We start from the raw sequence: 20,954 nt of genomic DNA, 5'->3' as shown, positions 1-20,954 counted from the left end.
CACCATGGCCAAGTACTTGCTGCTCAAGCACTACCGCGGCGCCCCCGCCCCGGTCAACGACGTGCCGATGGACCGGTGGACGCCGGAGGAGGTCTCGGCGCACGTGCAGTACATGAACGACTTCGCGGCCCGGCTCGAGAAGACCGGTGAGTTCGTCGAGGGCCAGGCGCTCGCCCCCGAGGGGGCATGGGTCCGGTACGACGGCGAGGGGCGCCCGCCGGTCACCGACGGCCCGTTCGCCGGGACCAAGGACCTCATCGCCGGCTGGATGGTGATCGACGTCGACAGCTACGAACGCGCCGTCGAGCTGGCCGGAGAACTGTCGGCCGCCCCTGGAGCGGGCGGGAAGCCGATCCACGAGTGGCTCGAGGTCCGCCCGTTCCTGGCCTGCCCGCCCACCACCACGGAGTGACCTCGGCAATGGGTGAGGCCCTGCCCCGGGGCCTCACGCCGGCCGTGCTCGCCATCCTGGTCCACCGGCGGCCAACTCCCGCCCACCTACAGCCAGCCCGACTCCCCACCGGCAGTCAGGCTCGCCAGCCAGGCTGCTGCCTCGGATGTCCCAATAGGGGGTGGTGTGGTAGGAGTGGGGGATGGGACGAGAGGGAGGCAGGATCGGCGCGGAGTTCGACCGGCGGGCAGCGACCTACGACACCAGCGCCGTGCACCGGTGGCAGGCGCGAGAAGCCGTACGCCTGGCCGCGCCACGCCCCCGCACATGGGTCCTCGACGTGGCCACCGGACAGGGCTGGCCGCGCGGGGGGCCGCCGCGCTGACGGGCGGAGACGGCCACGTGGCCGGCGTGGACCTCTCACCCGGCATGCTCCGCGTCGCCACCGAGCGCTCACCGGGCAACTGCTTCTACGCGGTCGCCGACGCCCACCGGCTCCCGTTCGGCGCGGACCGCTTCGACCTGGTCATGTGCGTCGCCGGCCTGCCCTACCTCGACGCCTGGGCCGCGGTGCGGGAATGGACCCGGGTCGCACGCCCCGGGGCGGCGATCGTGTTCACCGTGCCACGAGCCGAGGGCGTCAGCGTCAACCACCTGATGGGCCAGGCCGCGCAAGCCGAGGGCATCGATCTGCCGGACCTGCACGCCGAGCTGGGCACCACGCACCGGCTGCGCGAACTGGCCGGCTCCCTCGGCCTGGAGGCCGAGGACATCCAGCGGATCGTATGGGAGGACCCCGAACCCCTGGACGCCCCCGCCGAGATCTGGCAGCGTGCGGTGAACTACGGCTTCGCCGAACCCCTGCGCACCGCCGACCCCGCCGCCCGCGAACGCGCGCGCCGCCGTTTCATCGAGCAGGCCGGGGGACACCACCCCCGCCAGGACCTGTTCCTGGCCCGCTTCACTCTCCCCACCTCCGCATAGCGGCGTCGGCCGGCCGTACGACCCGCGTTCGCCGGGTGGTCGCGGAAGGCGGGCTCACCGGACCGCCCCGGGACCCCAAGGGCCGGCTGGTCGCCGGTGGCCTGGCGCCGGTGACAGCCACCGCTGAGGCACATTCCGGGCCGCGCCGGAAGCGGTGCCCCCGTGGTCAATTCACCTCCGGCCCGAACCGGCGCTTGTAAGCCGACGGCGTGATGCCCGTCTCGCGGCGCATCAGCGTGCGCAGATGGGTGGCGGTGCCGAGCCCGCTGCGCCGCGCGACCACCTCCAAGCGGGACTCGCCTCTCTCGATCAACCGGCATGCCAGGGCGAGCCGTTCCCCTGTGAGCCACGTCAACGGCGTCGTTCCCAGCTGTGCTCGGAAGCGGCGATGCAGTGTCGCCGGACTGACCGCCGCGCGCGCCGCGAGGCCGGAGACCGTGAGCGGTTGGTCCAGCCGCTCCTGGGCCCAGGCCAGCACCGGTGCCAGGGACTCGTCGGGCAGGTCGGGTATGGGGCGCTCCACGAACTGCCGCTGGCCTCCGTCCCGGTGCGCCGCGAAGACCAGACGCCGGCTCACGGAGTTGGCGATTTCCGCGCCGTGGTCGCGGCGGACGATATGCAGCCCGAGATCGAGCGCGGCCGCGCTCCCCGCGGCGGTGAGGATGTCACCGTCGTCCACGAACAGCACGTCCGACGCGAGGTGGACGGAAGGGAAGCGGGCCCGGAAGGAATCCGCCCACTGCCAGTGCGCGGTGGCCCGGCGCCCGTCGAGGACGCCGGCCTCGGCCAGTGTGAAGGCGCCGCTGCAGAAGCCGACCAGACGCGCGCCGCGCGCGTGCGCCCGTCGGACGGCATCGAGCACGGCGGGGCGACGGGGCACCTCGACGTCGGGGCGGTTGGGCACGATCAAGGTGTCCGCCGTATCGGCCGCTTCCAGGCCGGCCACTCCCGTGAGAGTGAAGAACCCGTCCCGCATCAGGGTGCGGGGCCCGGGGGAGCAGAGCGTGAAATCGTAGAGGTCACGGCCGGTCTCCGGCCTTCGCAGGCCGAAGACCTCGGTCGCGCAGCCGAGTTCGAAGGGGTTCGAGTTCTCGTCGACGATCACGACGACCCGGTGTACGCCGGCCGAGCGCGGTGCGTGCGAGGATCCTTTCGCCATATGCGATTCCTATCACTCACGCCGGCGGTGCGAAACGGCCCACGATGAGTCCATGAGCAACGAACCCATCCCCCTCAGCACGGCTCTGGCCTCCTTCGACGCCCTGTGGAGCCCCCGCATCGTCACGCGCGTCAACGACTATGACGTCCGCATCGCCAAGGTCGAGGGCGAACACATTTGGCACGTCCATGACGACACCGACGAGTTCTTCCTGGTACTCGACGGAGAGCTGCGCATCTCCCTGCGCGAGCCCGACGGGGAGCGCACGGTCCTGCTGCCGCGGGGATCGGTCTTCACCGTCCCCCGCGGCACGGAGCACAAGCCGGGCGCTCCGTCCGGCGCCGCGATCCTTGTGTTCGAACCCACGGGGACGCTGACCGTGGGCGATCGCCACGATGAGGTCCCGGACCATGTGGACGCGACGACCGGGCACACCCTCGGCACCTGAGCTGACGGGCGGGCTTCGGGCGCCGCCCGGCCCGCTCGACTGCGCGCAGCCGGCAGGGGCACGGGGTGGCAAGCGGTGCCCCTGGCCGGGCCGCGGGGCCGGATCGGCGGCCACACCTCCCTGCGTTCACGAGTGGTCCAGCAACTGCGTCCGGACGAGCCGCGCGTAGAGCTCGTCCGAGGCGAGAAGCTCGCGGTGGGTGCCCGTCGCGCGGGCGCGGCCTGACTCCAGGACCACGATGCGGCGGGCCTCGGTGACGGTGGACAGGCGGTGCGCGATCACGACGACGGTCGTCTCCCGGGCGATGTCGGCGACGGCGTCGCGCAGGGCCCGCTCGTTCTCGGCGTCGAGTTGGGAGGTCGCCTCGTCCAGCAGGAGCAGGCGGGGGCGGCGCAGAAGGGCGCGGGCGATGGCCACGCGCTGGCGCTGGCCGCCCGACAACGCCGTGCCCCGGTGGCCGAGTTCCGTGTCCAGGCCCGCGGGCAGCCGGCCGGCGAGCCCGTCGAGGCGGGTCAGCCGGAGGACCGCGCCCAGTTCACCGGAGGAGGCCCACGGCGCCGCGTGCAGCAGGTTGTCCCGCAGCGTGCCGGACAGGACGGGGGCGTCCTGCTCCACGTACCCGATGGCGGCCCGCAGTTCGGTCAGCGGCCAGTCCCGCAGGTCGCGGCCGTCGAGCAGGATCCGGCCCGAGCCGGGCTCGTAGAACCGCTCCAGCAGCGCGAACACCGTGCTCTTGCCGGCCCCGGACGGCCCGACGAGCGCGGTGAGCCCGCCGGCCGGGACGTCGAGCGACAGCTCGTCGAGGACGGTGGTGCCCCGGCCCGGATAGCGGAAGGAGACGGCCCGCAACTCCAGCGCGGAGGGCGCCGCCTGTGGCGCGGGCGGCTCCGGAGCGCGGTCCGCCACGGGCTCCACGGCCAGCGCTTCGATCTCGTCGATGCGCTGCGCGGCCGCCGCGCCCCGCTGCACCAGGCCCGCGCTCCCGGCGAGCTGGGTGAGCTGCGGGCCGATGAACAGCACGTAGAAGAGGAAGGCGACGAGCGCCGACATGGTCATCTGCCCGGTGGCCACCCGCGTGCCGCCGAAGCCCAGCACGGTGAGGAACGCCAGCCGTACGGAGAGCCCGGAGGCCACTTCGGCGGCGGCTTCCCAGCCGGCGACGCGTACGCCGCTGCGCCAGGCGCGGCGGGCGGCGTCCTGGGCGGCGGCGGTCTCCCGCCGTTCCAGGCCGTTGGCCTTGACGGTGCGGAAGGCGCCGAGCGAGCGTTCCAGCGTGGCGCCGAGCTCGCCGGTGACCTGCTGGGAGGAACGCGCGGCGCGGCCGATCCGGGGCAGGGTGAGCGTGCCGATCCCGCAGACCGTGCCGATCATGGCGACCGTGGCGCCCGCGAGCACGGCGTCGAGCAAGAACATCGCGGCCAGGCCGCCGAGGACCATCAGGACCGAGGTCGCGCAGGTCGCGAGGGCCTGGCCGACGGCGGCCCGCAGCTGGGTGGTGTCGGAGGTCAGCCGGGCGACCAGGTCGCCGGGGCGCTGCCGGTCCATGTCGGCCACCGGCAGCCGCAGCACCCGGGCGGCCAGCCGCTCACGGGTGGTGCGTACGACACCCTCGGCGGTGCGCTCCAGCAGATACGAGCCCGCCGTCGTGATCAGTACGGCGGCCAGCACCAGGGCGGCCAGGCCGACCGCGGACGCGGTGGGTGAGCCACCGGCGACGAGCCGGTCGATGAGGGCCTTGGCCGCCATGGGCTCGGCGAGCCCGGCCAGCCCGCCGAGCAGCGCGAGCGCCGCGCCCGCCGCGAGCCGGCCCCGGTGCGGGCGCAGATGGCGCGTCAGCAGGAGGCGCAGCCCGGAGGGCGGTACGGGTGCCGGCGCCGCGTGGTCGGTCGCCGTGGGGCTGAGCAGCGCCTCCGCGCTGCTCACGCGGTGCTCGCCGCGGAGTGGTGCGGCGCGCCGAGGCGGGCGGCCAGCGCGGCGATGCCCGGGTCGGCGCCGAGTCCGGGGATCGCGCCCTCGGCGAGCTGCGCGCGCCGCGCGTGCTCCACGACGGCCGCGGCGGTCAGCTCCGGCAGCCGGGTGCGGAAGCGGTGGAGGAGCAGTTCGGCGGTCGTGTGCAGGGCGTCGTCGTCCAGCGGGCGGCCCGGCAGCGGGAGCGAGTCCAGCAGCAGACGCTGCAGAGCGGCGAACAGCTGTTGCGTGCCGACTTCCCGGATCGTGAGCGAGAGGTGGGAGGAGAGGCCCTCGCTGCCCACCGCCTGGTGGGCGAAGCCGCGGGGGATGTAGAGCACCTCCCCGGGGCTCAGGGTGTCCTCCAGCAGCACCGGGCCGCCATCGGCGGCCTCGCCGGGCTTCCAGTCGGGGCCGGCCGGGCCGCTGCGCACCGTCCAGCGCTTGCGGCCGGTGCTCTGGAGCAACAGGACGTCGGCGTCGTCGCGGTGCAGGTCGAGCCCCTGCGACCCCGGCGGTGTGACGAAGAAGAACGCCTCGACCCGGCGGCCGAGTTCGCCCTCCAGCCTGCGGGTCAGCGCGCGGGTGGCCGGGTGCCAGTGTTCGACGTTGCGCAGCACGACGGTGGCGCCCTCGGCGAGCAGCGCCCGTACGCGGTCCGGGTCGATGTATCCGGGGGTGGTGATGCCCGAGACGGTGCGCGCCCGGGTGTACTGGGAGGAGTTCACGGGGTCGCCGGCCCGGGCGAGTTCGAAGTGGGGCGCCCGCAGCAGCCCGCCCGCCACCGCGGTGTCGATGTCCTCCAGGGTGAGCGGGGCGGTCGGACCGGCGTCGGGGCCGGGCTGGAAGAGGGCCGGCGCGGTGCGCCAGCAGCGGTCCATGAAGGCGTCCGTGTCGCCCACCCAGCGGGTGAGTTCCTCCCGGTGCATGGGGTCTCTTCTCTCTGTCGGGTACGTCGGGTACGTCGGATCGTCGGGCAAGCCGAAGGACGGGCCGCGGGATCGGGCCGGGGCCGGTCAGGCCAGCAGGAGCGCGCGGTCCCAGCGCGTGGCGGGCACGGTGTCCGTGGCGAAGGTGTGCAGGGCGAGCGCGGCACCGGCCGCGCCGGTGAGGAAGCCGCCCGGGTGCTCCTCGAGCGGGCGTTCGCCGGGGGCGGTGGCGAAGCCGAAGGGCTCGTCCTCGTCGACGAGGTCCAGCAGCCGGGCGGCCAGCCGCGGGAGGTGGTCCGCGAGTTCCGCGTCGCCGCTGTCACGGGCCACACGCCAGGTGGTCTGGAGCAGCCCGGCCAGGCCGTGGCACAGCCCGGGTTCGGCCGACGGCTCCGCTTCCCCCGTCGCGGCGCGGGTCAGCGCGGCGCGCAGCGCGGCGACGGCGGCTTCCCGCCAGTGGGGGACACCCAGGGCGAGGCCCGCCAGGTGGAGGGCGCGGGCGATGCCCGGAGCGCCGTAGCACCAGGAAGGCCGTCCGGGCCGCTGCTGCGCCGGACCCGGGGTCAGCTGGCCGGGCCACCAGGAGCCCGCGGTGTCCGTGCGGCGCTGCGCGAGGAGCCATTCGGCGAAGCCGGTGATCGCGGCCCGCTGGCCGGGCACGCGCACCCCCTGCCGCCAGGCCAGGGCCAGCATCGCCAGCGGGCCGGGGACGCCGTGGGCCATGCCCAGGTTGGCGTGTCCCCGCGCCGGGGCGACCGGCCGGTACGTGTCCGCGTCGAGCGCCACCCACCAGCCGGGCAGCGACCGGCCGTCCGCGCGCACCGGCCGGGCGAGTGCCGTCAGTGCCCGCACCAGCCGTGTGACGGCGGCATCGGCCGGACCGCCGAGTTCCAGCAGGTGCGCGCCGAGTCCGGCCTGCCCGCTGATGACGTCGTACGCGGTGAAGGCGGTGCACCCCAGGCGCTCGCCGAGGCGTCGTTCCTCGCGCTGGGCCCGGGCGCCCGCCATCTCGGCGACCTGGTCCCTGAGATGGGCCCGCGCCGTGCTCCGCGCGCCCTCCGCCACCCGGTGCAGGGCGAACGACAGCGCGGCCAGCGGCCCGTACAGCCCCTGCGGTCCGGGGGCCGTCGCCTGCGCGGCGAGCGCGGCACCACGACGGAGCCACCGGTGGGCGACGGGCCGGTGCGCCGGATCGGTGTGCGCCAGTTCGGCGTGGAACAGCGCGATGCCCGGTGCGCCGTCGCTGAGGCTCGCGGCGCGGAAGGCGGAGGCGTCCCAGGCCGGGTGGGCCTCGGGGTCGGCGAGTCGCCGTGCGACGGTCGCGACGACGCCGGCGGCCCGCCCGCGCAGAGCGTCGTCCCCCATCACCGGGCCGCCCGCACACGGCCCTGGCGGCTGCGCAGGGCCACGGCGGCCAGGGCGAAGGAACGCTCCTCGGCTGGGCGGTCGATGCCGGTGAGCCGGTTGTGGTGCATGTGCAGGAGGGAATCCAACGGGACCGTGCCGGCGCCGAGTTCGCGCAGGAGTGACCCGTACGCGGCCAGGGCGGGAGCCCGGCGCTCCCAGCAGGCGAGCAGCGCCGGGCCGCCGGGCAGGGCACGCAGCCGCTGCCAGTCGCCGAGCGGGTCGATCAGCTCCCGCGCCTGGTCCTTGGCGGCACGCGAGGGCTCGGCCGCCCCCGCGACCGCGGGGCGGTCGAGCAGGTGCCGGATGCCCTCGGCGGTGCCCGTGACCCGGCAGGCCATGTCGACATGGCCGAGCGCGGTCAACACGGTCCTGTCCAGGACCAGTTCCCGGCGGTCGAGGAGGGCTGCCTGCTCCAGGCAGGCGATGCTGTCGGCGTGGAAGGCGCGTTCGGCGGCGGCCGCCGCGGCCGGCCCTCCGTAGCGCTCGAGTTCGGGCTCGAAGGTGTCCAGCACCAGCCTGCCCCCGAGCCCCTCGGCCGCGAGCTGGTCCGACCAGGCGCTCAGCCGGGGCAGCAGGGAACCGGTGAGGACGGCGGGGTCCCCGTGGAAGCGCAGCCTCAGGTGGGGGTCCGGGTCGCGGTAGCGGAGGTAGAACCAGCGGTCCACCTCACCGTCCAGGCCCACCAGCAGGTGCGGCAGCCGCCGGGCGAGGATCTCCTCCTGGCGCTCGGCGGAGCAGTACACCTTGGCGTACAGCCACTGCGAACCGGGGAGATGGGCGACGCGGACGCGGCGGGGCTCGGGAACGGACACCGGCCGAACGGAGCCGGACGGCAGAGCCGACCTGATCAACGGGAAGGCGATCTCGTTGACCCGGCCCGGCCGCCCGGAGCCGTCGGCCAGCCAGCCGAAGCCGGGGCCACAGCTCGTCGGCAGCTCCTGGAGGACGCCGCCCGGACGGCGCAGCCACTCGTCCCGCAGCAGTGTGCGGTGGAAGGGGCGCCGCAGGTCGAGGGCGACGCGGTTGTCGCCGCTGACGCTCTCCACCCGGTCGGGCACCCGCCAGCGGGACCGCCAGGCGTCGAAGAGCCGTTCCCAGTCGCCGGGCGCGGTGGCCCGGTCCTGGAGCGCTGGATCGGTCGGGCGCCAGCGGGCCAGGGCGAGTACGGTGCGCCCGCGCCGGACCCTGGGCAGATACGGCAGGGTATCCGCGGCCCCCCAGCGCCAGCGCGGCCAGGCCGGCAGGCCGTTCTCGGTCACCTCGTGCAGGAAGCGTGCCGCGTTCGGCGCGTGCCACGCGGTGGCGAGCATGCTGGGGACCACCGGCACGACCTCCCGGCCGAGCCGGGGCGCGACGACCGCCAGCCGGTGCATGTCGGCGACGACGGCCAGGTCGGACACGCCGAGATCCGTCCCGTCCGTGCGGTCGGCGAACGCGCCGAGCGTGATGGTGTGCTCCAGACGGCGCGGCACCAGAGCCACGTTGGTGGTCGCACCGCGCGGCGGCGGGAACCTCATCTGCGCGGCGACGGCGCCGGGCGTCACGGGCACCTCTCCCACCAGCTTGGTGACGTGGTCGTCCGCAGCGCCCAGCACGAATCCGAAGCGCCCCGCGTGCGCTCCGGCCGTACGCGCCCCACCGGTGACGACCAGCCGGAAGTCACCGTCGGCCAGTGCCTCGGGGGTGTCGGCGAGCAACTGCGCCAGGATCTCGAAGGAGGGCGCCGGCATCGGCGCGTCCCCGCCTTCGGCGGCGAGCCGGTCCAGCAGCGCGTCGTCCAGCACGATCTCGCGCTCACCGTTGAGGGACGCCTCCTGGGCGAGCTCGGTCAGCAGCCGGTCCTGCTCCTGCCCGCGGAGGTCCGCGGGCTCGGCGTGCGGGGTCCGCGCGGTGGCGGGAAGGCGATAGCCGGCCGGGCCGCCGAGGCCGGTGTCCGGATCGAGCACCTCCTTCAGCGGTACGGCGCGCCCGGCTCCGTACCGCTCCAGGAAGTCCAGGTGGTACTGGCGCAGATGAGATGGGCCCGGCCGGGCCGCGGCCAGCCGCCACAGGGCCTCGGCGGCCCGTTCCGCCTCGGCGCGCACGGCGGCGGGCAGGCGGACCGTCACGTCGAGCCCCAGGTCGGCCTGGAGGAGGTGGTCCGAGGGGTGCAGGGCGGCCATGCGGCTGCTCGCGGCACTCCGGGCCTCGAGTCCGCCGCCCAGGGGAGCGGACGCGTAGGCGGTCAACTCCTTCTGGATGACCGACAGTTCAGCGGCGATCCCGGACACCGCGGCGGGCAGTGGCTCGGCGGTGGGGTCCGGTGCCGGCAGCAGGTCCAGCACATGGCCGAGCGGATCCGGGCCGTCGAGCGGAGGGCGCAGCTCCGTCAGCAGCACCTCCGATCCGATGAGGTCGACGAGGAGCCGCTCCACGCTGCCGGCCGGCGCCCCGGGATAGGCGGCGAGGAGTTCCGCGACGAGATCGCCGAACCGTACGGGCAGGGCGGCGCGCCGCACGACGTGCAGCACCACCTCGCCGGCCCGCACCGACACCTCCTGGGCGGCCGGGCGCGCGCCCGCTCCGGGGGCCGGGACGTACGGGACGACCAGCCGGCCGCCTCGTACGAAGCACAGGTCGTTGGCGGTCACGCGCAGCGGCCGCAGCACGGCCGGCTCCCGCTCCAGCCGTGCCACCACCTCGGTCAGCCAGCCCATGTCGGGGCGTACCGCCTTGCGGTGGTGCTCGCCCCAGCGGACCGCGGCCGCCCCGGGCCCCTCGGCGAAGCCGATCGCGGCCACCCCTGCCATGGTGCCGAAGGGCGTGGCCCGGCCGGACATCCGCAACCGGTAGCGCGCCAACGCCCTTACCGTGCGCCGCAGTTGCTTGATCCGGACCGGTTCCCCGGCGAGCACCGCGTCGAGGGTCCGGCTCAGTGAGGGGCTCGCCAGCGCGACCGCCTCCCGGAGCCGGTCATCGGCCGCGGCGGTGCGCAGGTGGGCCCGCAGATCCGCCTCGCCGTCGCCGGGCCCGTCATCGGCGGCGGGCGGTTCGGGCGGCCTGATCGCCGCCCGGAAGAGCAGGGTGTCCGCGCAGCGGAAGGTCGACGGGCCGGGGGTGCCGTCGCCCGGGTGGGTCGCGGGTGCCGCCACGGGGAGCCTCCAGGGAAGTGCGGGGGAACGAGTGAGGCGGCCCGTGGACCGGGCCGCCTCACTTGGCGGTTCTGAGCAGGACCTACCGTCAGATGGTGGTCTTGCAGTTGAACGGCCAGGAGCCGGTCGCGGCCTGGGCATCGGCCTGCGGCTCCTCGACGGGGGCGGCGATCTCGATGATGTCCAGCTCGAACAGCTCGTCGAAGTTCGTCATGACGACTCCTTGCATCCGATGTGCCACCGTCTCCGGCGGCGGCCTCCGGGCTCTTCCCGGCGGCGTGCAAGAACCGTACAAAGACGCGAACGACGTGGGGTTGACGTGCCATGGACGCGGCATCGACGAGCCCGGGGGCGCGGCGAGGGGCGGCGCGCGAGCGCCCCGGGCCTGCCGCTACTTCCGTCCGGGACCCGGTCCTTCGGTGTACGGGTCCGGCCGTTCGCCGTCGTCATGGGCACGGGTTCCGGTGCGATGTGCCTGGTGCGTACTTCTTCCACTGTTCGGCGGTGAGGGAGTTTCCGGTGTACGAGCAGATCAGGTCGGCGACCTTGGAAGGGCTGGTGTCGAAGGAGAAGACCGAGGTGCCGTTCGACACCACGAGAGTACGGTCGCGGGGGAACTCGACGGCATCGATGAAGGTCCGGTTGAGGGGCGTGACAGTCGCGGTGAGTGCCGGCGCGGCCGCGTCGCTGATGTCCCACAGCTGGACGTGGTGCTCCGACGAGCCGAGGTCCCAGACCGCCATGTGCTTGTTGTCCGGGCTGATGGCGATGCCGTTGGTGTCCTCGAGGGTGCGCACGGTGGCGGGAGTGCCCGGGTGAGCGGGGTCGCTGATGTCCCACAGGACGACGGTGTTGTTGCCGGTGCCACTGGTGACCAGGCGGCGGCCGTCCAGGCTCATGTTCAGGTGCCCGCCGTAGGACTCCTGCACGGTGGCCGATGAGCGCACCTTGCCGGCGGTGACATCGAGCAGGCGCAGGGTCCGGCCGCCGGTGGAGTGGTCTTGCGCTGTGGCCGCGACGGTCACGACATGGCGGGCCCAGGCCAGGTCCCCGTGGTTCGCTCCGGGGAGCCGTGTGGTCTCGCCGCGGACCGGGTGCGCCGGGTCGCTGATGTTCCACCAGTCGATTCCGACCGCTGTCACGACCATGGCTGTGTCGCCGCCCTCCAGGACGACGCCGAAGCCGGTCCTCGGGTCGGGGAGGGGGATCGAGCCGGTCTCGGTGGCCCGGCCGGAATCGGTGATGTGCCACATATGCATGTTGCGGTCGGCGCCTTGGAGCGAGACCAAGGTGCCGGAAGCGGTCCAACGGACGCCTGTATCGGCGATGGAGTCGGCGTCGAAAACCCGGGGCCCGGGGATGAATTCGGCGGTGCCAAGTGAGGTCGCCTGCGCGGGTCGGTGCGGGTCGCGCAGGTTCCACAGCTGCACCGCTCCGTCGTGCGCGACGCTCAGCAGGACCGCTGGGCTGAGAAATGTGACCTGCTGCACCAAGTCGGGCAAGGTGACCGTGGCCACGCGGACGGGTCCGCCGGATGCGGAGAGATCCCAGATACCGAGAGGTGAGGGGGACGGGCTCTTGAGGGGGCCGCTGGTGTCGGTGTGGACCGGCGCCACCATCAGGTGCCCGTCAGGACTGAACGCCCATTTGCCGGTGGCGCTCGACACACTCGCGGCGTGAGCTTCCGGCAGAGGTATGTGCCACGACCGCACCACCCCGTCGGAGCCGCCGCTCAGCAGGGCACCGCCGTGCGCGTAGGCGAGGGCCAGAGTGGTATATCCGGTCTTGGTACAGCTGGCCGAGTTCGAATCCTTCGGGCCGGTGGGGGGCATGCTCAGCAGGCACAGCTCGCTGTTGGTGTCGTCGGCGTGCACGCTGCCCATCGCAAGGTGGCGACTGTCCGCGCTGAAGGCCACCGCCATCAAGTCCAGCCCAGCGGAGGAGCTGTTGGTGTCCACCTTGATCTGCCCAGGCTTGGAGAGATCCTTGACGGCCCAGAGTCCGATGTCGCGGTCCCCGACGGCTGCGAGGAAGTTTCCATCGGGACTGAAGGCCACGGCCGAGTACCCCGTGTCCATCGTGGCCGCCTTCGTCGGCGCGGACGGGGTGGAGAGGTTCCACAACTGCGTCTTGCCACCCAGGATGGTCGTGGCGAGCACATTGCCGTGCGGAGAGAACGCGACCGCGGCGAGGGCGCCCGAACTCCGCTCCGTGGGGTTGCGAAGTTCGGCCACGAGACGTGGGTGTGTGGGTTGCTCTATCGACCACACCACTGCGAAACCCTGCTCCGACGCGGCGGCCAGCAGGGTTCCGTCCGCGTTGACGGCCATCGAACTGACCTGGTCGAGCTCCTTGCTCCGCGTGGGCAGGGGCAACCGCGCGGCGACGACGGGATGCCGGGGTGCCGTCAGGTCCCACAGGCAGAGGCCCGGGCGCGGACAGCCGCCGGCCAGCAGCTTCCTGCCGTGCGGGGCGAGGGCGATCCCCGTCGGACGTGTGTGCAGCGTGGCCTGCAACGTTGGGGCAGCCGGCTCGGCGAGGTCCCAGATCCGCAACGACCCGTCGATGCCGACGGCCGCGGCCAGCGGCCCGTCCGGCTCCGCCGCGACCCGCAGAACCTCTTTGCCGGTGACGCCCACGACGCTGTCCAGCGGCGTGCGCACCGCGGCGTACAGCTCGGTGGCGGTCTCCTGGGTGGGGGCGGACCGGTACGCGGCGACCGCGAGCTGTGCGGCGAGGCCGGGGTCGGCGGCTCTGGCCGCTTCCGCGTCGGCGGCCAGCCGCGACGACTGCACGACTGCCGACTTGTGAGCGGCGTCCTCGCCACGTCGTACCGCGAGCACGCTGAAGGCGCTGGCCACCAGCGCGAGGACGCAGATCACGGCGAGGACCGCACGCCGGCGTCGGGTCCGGCGACGCCGGTGGGCGCGCCCCCGCCGCACATAATCCCGTTCGGCGTCGCTCAGGTCGGCCGCCCGCTCGCGCAGCCAGTGCTGGGCGCCGGCCAGGGCCATGGTGGTCGGCAGCAGGTCCGCGGCGCGCTCGCCGCGCTCCCAGCGGTCCATGTCGTGGCGCAGCGACTCCCGCCATACCAGGAACGAGCGGTCCTCGCCGGCCCAGTCCCGCAGTCTGCCCCACCCGGTGATCAGGGCCTCGTGGGCGAGTTCCACGGTTTCGCGGCCCTCCGGGCTGAGGTCGGTGACCAGCAGCCGGGTACGGGCGAGCTCCTGCGCGACCCGCCACTGGTCCGTGTCCAGCTCGGGGCGTGGCACGGTGCGGCGCGTGGCGGCCGCCGACCCCAGCGGCACCCGGATGAGCTGGGTGAACAGCCGGCGTGCCGTCGCCTCGTCCGCGGGAAGCACGTTCTCGTCCCACGCCTGGTCGGCGTAGGCGCCCAAGGCGCCGGTGACACCGCCGAGTTCCTCGTAGGCATGATGGGTCAGCAGGCCGCCGGCCTGGTGCTGCCAGAGCAGGTCGAGGGTGAAGCCGAGCAGCGCCAGGGCGCCCGGCTCGCTGCTGGTGTCGGCCAGGATGCGGTCGACCAGGTGGGGCTCGTAGTACACGCCGGGGATGGCGTCGACCGGGGCGGTGACGATTTCCCGCAGTTGCCCGGCGCTCATCGGCCCGAGCGCGTAGATCTGACGGCCGCACAGCGGACCGAGGCCCGGATGGGCGAGCGCGGCCTCGAGGAAGTCGGCCCGCAGCGTGGTCAGCACCCGGACACCGCTCGGCAGGGTGTCGCGGAACAGGACGTCGGCCAGTTCGTCGACGGGTTCCGGGTCGAGTGTGAGCAGCTCCTCGAACTGGTCGACCACGATGAGCAGTTGACGGGTGGCGTGCCGGTGCGGCAGCCGTGGTACGACGTCGGCCAGCCCCTGCCGGTGCAGCAGACCGGCCAGGTCGGGGGTGCGTTCTAGCTGCTGCGTCGCCGTCAGCTCGGGTTCCAGCAGCGGCAGCAGCGCGGCGGCCAGGGCGGACAGCGGGCTGCGGCCGGAAGCCGGCCGCACGACGACGGCGCAGGTGCCGGCCGCCCGCATCCGCGGAATGACACCGGCGAGGGCCAGTGACGACTTGCCCGAGCCGGAAGGGCCGACGAGCGTGGTCCACCGCTCGCGGCCGAGCATCCCGACGAGTTCGCCGGTCTCGGCGCTCCGGCCGTGGAACACCGCCTCGTCCGCGTCCTGGAACGGCACCAGGCTGCGGAACGGCGAGGGAAGCAGGGTCAGCTCGCGCAGCCGCGGCCAGGCCGCCAGCAGGCCGTCGGTGGGGACCAGGTACCCGGCCGGGGGATCCCCGGTCTCGGCCACCGCCACCATGCCGATCACACCGACGAGCTTCTCGTCCCATACGGGGCCGCCGCTGAAGCCCCGGGAGATCCGGTAGCCGTGCGCGGCCAGATCGGCCTGCACCCACCCGTTGGACTGACGGGCCCTCAGGACGCCGGAATGCCAGACCCCTCCGGGGCGGCCGGCCGGGAAGCCGAAGGCCCGCACCGGATGTCCCCACACGTCCTGGGCCTCGACCAGCCGGACGGGCTGGGCACCGGGCAGCGGAGTGCTCAGCCGCAGCACGGCCACGTCCCCGGTGCCCGACGGCTGCGCGGCGACCCAGTGCTCCACCTGCGCCTCGGCGCTGTGGCCGTCCCGTGCGGAGCCGGCCAGCAGTGGCAGATCCACCACAAGGTGCGCGGAGGCGTCCGGCCGGGCGCCCGCGGGCAGGCCCAGTGCGGCGGAGACCACATGTGCGCAGGTCAGCGCCCGGTCGGCGGTGACCAGGAAGCCCAGGCCCACCGCGGCGCCCTGCGCGTCGCGGATCCGCAGCACGGCGGCGTCCAGGGCTTTGGGACCGGTTCTCGCCACGGCCCCCGGAGGTAACGGCATCAGCGTCTGCCGTCCGCGGCCGGGCCGTCCGCGACGGGATCCATATCGCCGGTGGGCGGTCGTTGCCAGGTGAGGGAGACCTTGAAGTTGGCCTGAGCCGCCGTGCTGGAGATGACCACATCGGCCTCGGCGGACAGGGACACGCCGAACTCGATCGCGATCTCGTCCGGCGCGTGGGCCATGCTGCGAAAGCCCTCGACGAAATGCTCCGCCACAGGCCGGACGCCGGACAGCATGTCGCCCAGCGACTGGGTGGCACGCGCCACGATCCGGCCCGGCCGGGCGACCTGGACCAGCCCCTCCCCGACCTCCACGATCTCGACTTTCACCACGTCCGCCGCACCGACCGGCAACTCCACCAGATAAGCCATGGCTCCCCCTGAACTTCCCGTGACACCGCGGGTGTTCGCCCTGCGGTCGTCCCCCGTCAGCCTCGCAGCAGTACTCTCTGCCCGGGAGACGAGAACTGGCCGAGAACCGAGGTGCCGGCACGTGGGGCGCGCCGGCGGCCCGGTGTGAAACCTGGCGTCAGCGGAGGGCGACGGCGAGCAGCGGCAGGAATCGTCCGGGCAGGGAGCCGGACGGCACGGTGCCGATGCGCGTGGCGCCCATGGCCAGGTAGAAGGGCTCGGCATGGGGGTCGGCTTCGATGGTGAGGCGCCGGAAGCCGCGCTCTGCCGCGGTGGCCGTGGCGTGCCCGAACAGGGCTCGGCCGACGCCCTTCCCGATGGCGTCAGGCTCGACGAAGAGCATGTCCAAGGCCCCTGACGGAGGACTCCCTGCCACGATGACGAAACCCAGGATCCGGCCGCCCTGCTCGGCCACCGAGGTTCCGGCGAGCGCCGAGGCGGAAACGGTGAGTTCGTCGCGGCACGTGGCCATGGCCGCCGCGTCATAGCCCCAGTACGCCTTGGACCGGAGCGCGAGCTCGCTCAGGATCGCGGCTTCGTCGGTCCGTGCGGCCCTGATCAGCACGATCGCCCCCCGGCCCTGTCGTGTCGTCGCCGACCGGTCACCTGTGGGCCGCCAGGAACACCAGCGCCCCGCAGGTCACGATGTACGCGGCGAGCCCGCACCAGGCCCCCCGGTGGCTGATCCGCTCCGCCTCGGTGACGCTGCCGCCCCGGGACGTGAAACGCCACGCCAGGACCGTACCCGCCACGGCGAGGAGGAGGAAGGCGAGCGTGGCGAGGTGGAGCCAGTCGATGAGGGTCAGTCCGTTGGCGCTGGTGACCACGTCGTTGGCCTGCTGCATGTTGAGGACGACGACGAACAGCCCGCCGCCCAGGACCCCGAGCCTGTTGTGGATGCCCTCCAGCCGCGCGGTCGTCTCCAGTTCCTCGTGCCGGGAGGAGACGAGGAAGGTGGCGACGGCGATGAGCACGGCGAGGTGCAGCGGAATGGTCAGTTTCCAGAAGACGGTGCGGTCGGTGCGCTCGAGGCCGATCTGGATGTGCACCTGGTCGTAGGTGCTGCCGTTCTTGAGGCTGGTGTCGCCGTATGCGGTGGTGTAGTGCTTGGGCGCGCTGACCAGCCGGAATCCGGTCAGCCGCCAGCCCCCGGGACGGGCCTCCGGGTTGGCCTGGGCGTCGGCGTTGTTCACGGTGAAGCGGAAGTGGTTCGCATCCTGCGGCGCGGTCAGCACCACCTCGACGCGGTGGCGGTCGAACGGGAAGTTCCGTACGTCCCACGCCTGCCGGAAGCTGGACTGCACCCGCACCTGGTCCAGCACGTGTCCGTCCTGCTCGATGATGTTCGGGTCGGAGGTATGCGGGTCGTCGGCATTGGCGAAGGAGATCTGGGGGAGCGGATCGGCGTGGCGGTCCGGGCAGATGGTCCATATCCACAACCGGGCGGAGAACCTGCCTTCGGCGGGGTCGGTGTCGTAGAGGTCGCTGAGGTAGGCGCTCACCTCACACGTGACAACGCCCGCCTTGCCGGGCGCGCCAGCGGCTGCCGCTCGGGCCGGGAAGACGGCCGGCAGCCAGATGAGGCATGCGGTGGTGATCACGAACAGGACGGCGGCCGACGCGGGGGACGGCAGGCGACGGACGCCCGAGTGCCGTGAATGCGTGGTCATAGGGCCGTATGTGCCCGCCTTCGGCGGAGCGGGAACGGTCGTGTGGACGCACACGCCGTCGCGAGAAGCGCGGCGCCCGCGCCGTCCGCGGAGACGCGGCTCAGTAGCCGCTCAGCAGGGTCCGCACGGCCTTCAGGGTCGCCGGTCCCGCGTCGCTGCGCCAGCGCGAAGGGTTCGCGGGGCGCCGCCCCCACAGGAGAAGGGCGCGCACGGCGGCGTCGCTCTCGATGGTGGCCGGGCCCTCGGGGGCCGCGAAGCCGATGGTGGTGCCCTTCGCGTCGGCCGTGATCAGGACGTCATCGGTGCCGGGCACGCGCAGACGTCCCTCGATCCGGCCGCCGGTGTCAAGGTTCAGGGCGGCGGAGCCCCGGCGCAGGAGCGGCAGGCCGACCTCGTTCACACTGTGCTCGGTCATCCACGGTTCGGTGAGCGCCCGCACCGCCGTACTGTCGTCGCCTGTCAAGTCCCAGCGGTGCAGCACCAGCTCTTCCCGCATGTGCTCGGCGAAGAAGTCCGGCCGCACCACACGACCTGTCCAGATGATCTCGGTGTCCGGCGGCAGGTCGCGTTCCGCGGCCTCGGTGACATCGACGAGTTGTTCGCAGCGGGCGATGAACGCCGACCACAGGTCGGAGTCGGACAGGAACCGGTACGGATCCTCGCGGTCGAATCCCCGGGTTTCGACCGGCTCACCGGCCATGTGCGCGGCGAGTACCCGGGCCAGCTCCTCCGCGTTCCCGGTCTGGTGGACGAGGACATCACGTACCGTCCACGCCTCGCACCACGTGCCGGCGTGCGGCTTTCGCGCCCGCACGGCGCGCATGAAGGCATCAGCTTCCGGAAGAACGTCATTGACGCGGGCCGCGACCATGTGAGCGGGGTATCCACGGGGCCGGGAACACAAACGCCCACTGGCGTTTATCCCTCACTCAGCGGCTACGCCGTACTTCGCCGCCGGCCCGGAAGGTGACCAGAAGGGCACGTGCGGCCGAGGACACGCGGGCCCACCGAGGGGGGTCCCGCCAGCCGCCGGCCACATATATGTCCGTCAAGAACATGACGCGACTCTTCGCGTGGGGGCCCGGCCGGGGCAGGCCGGACCCCCACGGCACGTTCAGCTGCTGGGCGTGAGCCATTCGGGGCGGCCCGAGCCACGCGGCACGAGGACGGTGCGGAAGGCGCCCGGCGTCCGGGACATGACGACCTGGTCGGTGACGCCCTGGTAGCGGCCGCACGGGGTGTCGGCGGTGAAGGTGTCCGGGTCGAGGTAGGCGTGCCGTTCACCGGTGCCGGCGAGTTCGCGGGCGTAGTCCTTGTCGAGGACGCCGAGGCTGAGGATCCACAGCGCGACGCGGGTCAGCGAGACGTGCACGCGGTAGCTGCCGCCCTCGGTGGCGCGCCGCATCAGGGCGGCGATGATGCCGGTGGTGGCCAGCCACGGCACCAGGTAGTCGTTGACGACCTTGATCGGGGGCAGCGCGGGGTTGTCGTCGGTGCCTTCGAGGTTCATCATCCCGCTGACGCAGCCGGCGGTCTGGTCGAAGCCGACGCGGTTGGTCCACGGGCCGTGCTGTCCGTGCAGGCTGACGGTGGTGTGGATGATGCCGGGCCGGATCGCGGCCGCTTCCTGCGCGGTCAGCCCCATGCGCTCCAGGTAGCCGGCGCGGTGGTTGGCGTAGAAGACGTCGGAGCCGCGGAGCAGTTCACGCAGGACCGCCGCGGCCTGCGGGTCGCGGGCGTGGTCGAGAGTGGCGGACCGGACGCCGACCTGGGCGGTGTAGTAGAGGATGTCGTTCTCGAACTGGCCGGGCCGCCAGATGTTGAGCGCGTCGGCGCCGTGCTGGGCCATCGTGCGGCCGATGGCGGCGCCGGCGATGACGTGGCCGAGGCCCAGGGCGCGTACCCCGTCCAGGGGCTGGGTGGCGCCGGGCGGCAGCGGTTCGGGGTCGCTCTCGCCGATCTTCTCGATCTCTATCAGCGGCATGCCGGCCAGGACGTCGCGGTACTGGCGGGTGTCGAGGAACTCCCGTGTGCTGCGCAGCATCGGCATGACGACGCCCGCGTCGGCGCCGGCCCGCTCCAGCTCGGCGCCGTCCCAGCGGGCGATGGCGCCGGCGATGGCCAGGGCGTCGTCGGGGGTTCCGAGCAGCTTCAACGTGCGGGACTTCAGTGCCGGGTAGACGTTCAGCGGCATCACCCAGCGGCCGTCGCCCGCGCGGTAGAAGGAGAGGGAGAAGGGGTCGTCGGGAGCGACGACCGGGTAGCCGTTGAGCTTCTCCCACTTGGCGTCGTAGAACGGGCAGAGCCGGTGCGGGGCCTTGCGCAGGTCCATGCTGATGTCCTGGCCGGGGCCACCGCGGTGCTGCCACAGCCTGGCCAGGGCGACGGACTTGGCGGTCAGGCCGAGGGCGGGAGCGGCGGCCAGCCGCAGGGCGGAGGGGACGATGGGGTCGGCGCCGGTGAAGGAGACCGTGCCGCCGGCGTCCTGCTCGCTCATGCCGACGCCGCCGAGGACGTCGTCCAGCGCGGCGTGGATGTCGAAGTCGTCGCCGGCCTCGCCGGTGACCGGCTTGTCGAGCGCGGCCTTGATCTTGTCGGTGAGCATCGTGCTGCCTTTCCGGACGGTCATGCCTGGGCGTACGTGTCGGGGGTCTCGGCGAGGGCGCGCATCAGGGCGATCTGCGCGCGGTCGCGCCGGGCGGCCAGTTCGCCGACGGGCACGTTTCCGAACGCCTGCTCCGCCTGCTCGGTCAGCAGGGCGACGGTGGGCTCGTCGAAGGCGGGGCTGCCGAGGCCGGGCCAGGCCGCTTCCATGGCGTGCCCGAGGTGCTGGATGAAGTGCGGCAGGCCGCCGGGCCCGCCACCGAGGTGGAAGGTGCGGAAGGGGCCCGCGGCGGCCCAGCGCAGGCCGATGGAGTCGGTGACGATCTCGTCGAGTTCCGCCTCGGTCACCACGCCCTCGGACACCAGGTGCACGCATTCGCGGAAGAGCGCCGACTGCAGGCGGTTGGCGACGAAGCCGGGGATCTCCTTGCGCAGGATCTGCGGCTTCTTGCCGAGCGCCGCGTAGAAGTCACGGGCCTGGCACAGGACCTGCGCGGAGGTCCGCTCGCCGGGGACGATCTCCACGAGCGGTACGAGGTGCGGCGGGTTGAACGGGTGGCCGACGACCAGGCGCTCCGGCTGCCGCATCGCCCGCGCGATCGCGGTGGCGGGGATTCCGGAGGTCGAGGTGGCCAGCAGCGCGTGGGCGGGGGCGGCCTGCTCGACGGTCTGCCAGATCTCCTGCTTCACGGCCAGGCGCTCGGGGCCGTTCTCCTGCACGACGTCGGCGTCCGCGACCGCGGTGGCCAGATCGGCCTCGAAGTGGAGACGCGCCGTCAGATCATCGATGGGCAGACCGAGTTCGGCCAGGGCCGGGGCGATCTCGGCCAGACCGGCCAGGACCTGGTCCCGCGCGTCCGGCCGCGGGTCGCTGACGACGACGTCCATGCCGTGGGCGAGGAAGAGCCCGGTCCAGGAGATCCCGATCACGCCGCCGCCGATGACGGTCGCCCGTCGGTAGGGGGTGGGCGCGTCCGTGGTGTGTGCGTTCATG

Annotated in this window: 17 protein-coding genes; 4 read left to right on the top strand and 13 right to left on the bottom strand. The window is 73.3% G+C overall.

Annotated features, from left to right (window positions below; all coding sequences use genetic code 11):
- The first annotated feature begins 4 nt into the window (after positions 1-4).
- The 3 genes from ACZ4A5_RS17850 (at position 5) to ACZ4A5_RS17840 (ending at position 1,375) form a co-directional block, all read left to right on the top strand.
- Entirely contained in the window at positions 5-412 is a 408-nt protein-coding gene (locus tag ACZ4A5_RS17850) for a YciI family protein (protein WP_467584218.1), read from the top strand.
- A 181-nt stretch (positions 413-593) separates the two neighbouring features.
- Positions 594-776, top strand: coding sequence for a hypothetical protein (locus tag ACZ4A5_RS17845; protein WP_467584215.1), 183 nt, complete (start codon positions 594-596; stop codon positions 774-776).
- 17 nt (positions 777-793) lie between these two features.
- Complete coding sequence (locus ACZ4A5_RS17840) at positions 794-1,375, top strand: methyltransferase domain-containing protein (RefSeq protein ID WP_467584212.1); 582 nt, start codon at positions 794-796, stop codon at positions 1,373-1,375.
- Positions 1,376-1,541: 166 nt separating this feature from the next.
- Here ACZ4A5_RS17840 and ACZ4A5_RS17835 read toward each other — a convergent pair whose 3' ends face one another.
- The gene (locus ACZ4A5_RS17835) at positions 1,542-2,534 is read right to left on the bottom strand and encodes a GlxA family transcriptional regulator (RefSeq protein WP_467584209.1); all 993 of its coding nucleotides are present in this window, start codon (positions 2,532-2,534) and stop codon (positions 1,542-1,544) included.
- A gap of 52 nt (positions 2,535-2,586) precedes the next feature.
- On the opposite strand from ACZ4A5_RS17835, the gene ACZ4A5_RS17830 reads away from it, so the two are divergent.
- The gene (locus ACZ4A5_RS17830; protein ID WP_467584205.1) at positions 2,587-2,982 is read left to right on the top strand and encodes a cupin domain-containing protein; all 396 of its coding nucleotides are present in this window, start codon (positions 2,587-2,589) and stop codon (positions 2,980-2,982) included.
- 126 nt (positions 2,983-3,108) lie between these two features.
- On the opposite strand, the gene ACZ4A5_RS17825 is transcribed toward ACZ4A5_RS17830, so the two are convergent.
- The 12 genes from ACZ4A5_RS17825 to ACZ4A5_RS17770 form a co-directional block, all read right to left on the bottom strand.
- The gene (locus ACZ4A5_RS17825) at positions 3,109-4,905 is read right to left on the bottom strand and encodes an ABC transporter ATP-binding protein (protein WP_467584202.1); all 1,797 of its coding nucleotides are present in this window, start codon (positions 4,903-4,905) and stop codon (positions 3,109-3,111) included.
- A complete protein-coding gene (locus ACZ4A5_RS17820; RefSeq protein ID WP_467584199.1) occupies positions 4,902-5,858 on the bottom strand; it encodes a JmjC domain-containing protein in 957 nt (318 codons plus the stop codon). The genes ACZ4A5_RS17825 and ACZ4A5_RS17820 overlap by 4 nt, the downstream gene beginning before the upstream one ends.
- Positions 5,859-5,945: 87 nt before the next feature.
- Entirely contained in the window at positions 5,946-7,223 is a 1,278-nt protein-coding gene (locus tag ACZ4A5_RS17815; RefSeq protein ID WP_467584197.1) for a lanthionine synthetase C family protein, read from the bottom strand.
- A complete protein-coding gene (locus ACZ4A5_RS17810) occupies positions 7,223-10,396 on the bottom strand; it encodes a lantibiotic dehydratase (protein ID WP_467584195.1) in 3,174 nt (1,057 codons plus the stop codon). Before ACZ4A5_RS17810 ends, ACZ4A5_RS17815 begins: the two co-directional genes overlap by 1 nt.
- A gap of 88 nt (positions 10,397-10,484) precedes the next feature.
- Positions 10,485-10,610 (bottom strand): hypothetical protein, encoded by a 126-nt coding sequence (locus tag ACZ4A5_RS17805; RefSeq protein ID WP_467584189.1) that lies wholly within the window; start codon positions 10,608-10,610, stop codon positions 10,485-10,487.
- Positions 10,611-10,842: 232 nt separating this feature from the next.
- Positions 10,843-15,255, bottom strand: coding sequence for an nSTAND1 domain-containing NTPase (locus ACZ4A5_RS17800; protein ID WP_467584186.1), 4,413 nt, complete (start codon positions 15,253-15,255; stop codon positions 10,843-10,845).
- A 20-nt stretch (positions 15,256-15,275) separates the two neighbouring features.
- Positions 15,276-15,647: a CU044_2847 family protein gene (locus ACZ4A5_RS17795; RefSeq protein ID WP_467584183.1), complete on the bottom strand. Its 372-nt coding sequence runs from the start codon at positions 15,645-15,647 to the stop codon at positions 15,276-15,278.
- A gap of 157 nt (positions 15,648-15,804) precedes the next feature.
- Positions 15,805-16,251: a GNAT family N-acetyltransferase gene (locus ACZ4A5_RS17790; RefSeq protein WP_467584180.1), complete on the bottom strand. Its 447-nt coding sequence runs from the start codon at positions 16,249-16,251 to the stop codon at positions 15,805-15,807.
- 37 nt (positions 16,252-16,288) lie between these two features.
- Positions 16,289-17,356: a ligand-gated ion channel gene (locus ACZ4A5_RS17785; RefSeq protein ID WP_467584176.1), complete on the bottom strand. Its 1,068-nt coding sequence runs from the start codon at positions 17,354-17,356 to the stop codon at positions 16,289-16,291.
- Positions 17,357-17,456: 100 nt separating this feature from the next.
- Entirely contained in the window at positions 17,457-18,227 is a 771-nt protein-coding gene (locus ACZ4A5_RS17780; RefSeq protein WP_467584173.1) for a maleylpyruvate isomerase N-terminal domain-containing protein, read from the bottom strand.
- Positions 18,228-18,470: 243 nt separating this feature from the next.
- Entirely contained in the window at positions 18,471-19,985 is a 1,515-nt protein-coding gene (locus ACZ4A5_RS17775; protein WP_467584170.1) for a CoA transferase, read from the bottom strand.
- Positions 19,982-20,953, bottom strand: a complete 972-nt coding sequence (locus tag ACZ4A5_RS17770) for a 3-hydroxyacyl-CoA dehydrogenase family protein (protein ID WP_467584167.1) — start codon at positions 20,951-20,953, stop codon at positions 19,982-19,984. Before ACZ4A5_RS17770 ends, ACZ4A5_RS17775 begins: the two co-directional genes overlap by 4 nt.
- Position 20,954: the final 1 nt, after the last annotated feature.

It is taken from the genome of Streptomyces sp. NPDC025618 (assembly GCF_055558795.1).
The sequence above is the reverse complement of the archived record's forward strand: the minus strand, read 5'-3'. Positions and strand labels throughout refer to the sequence as shown.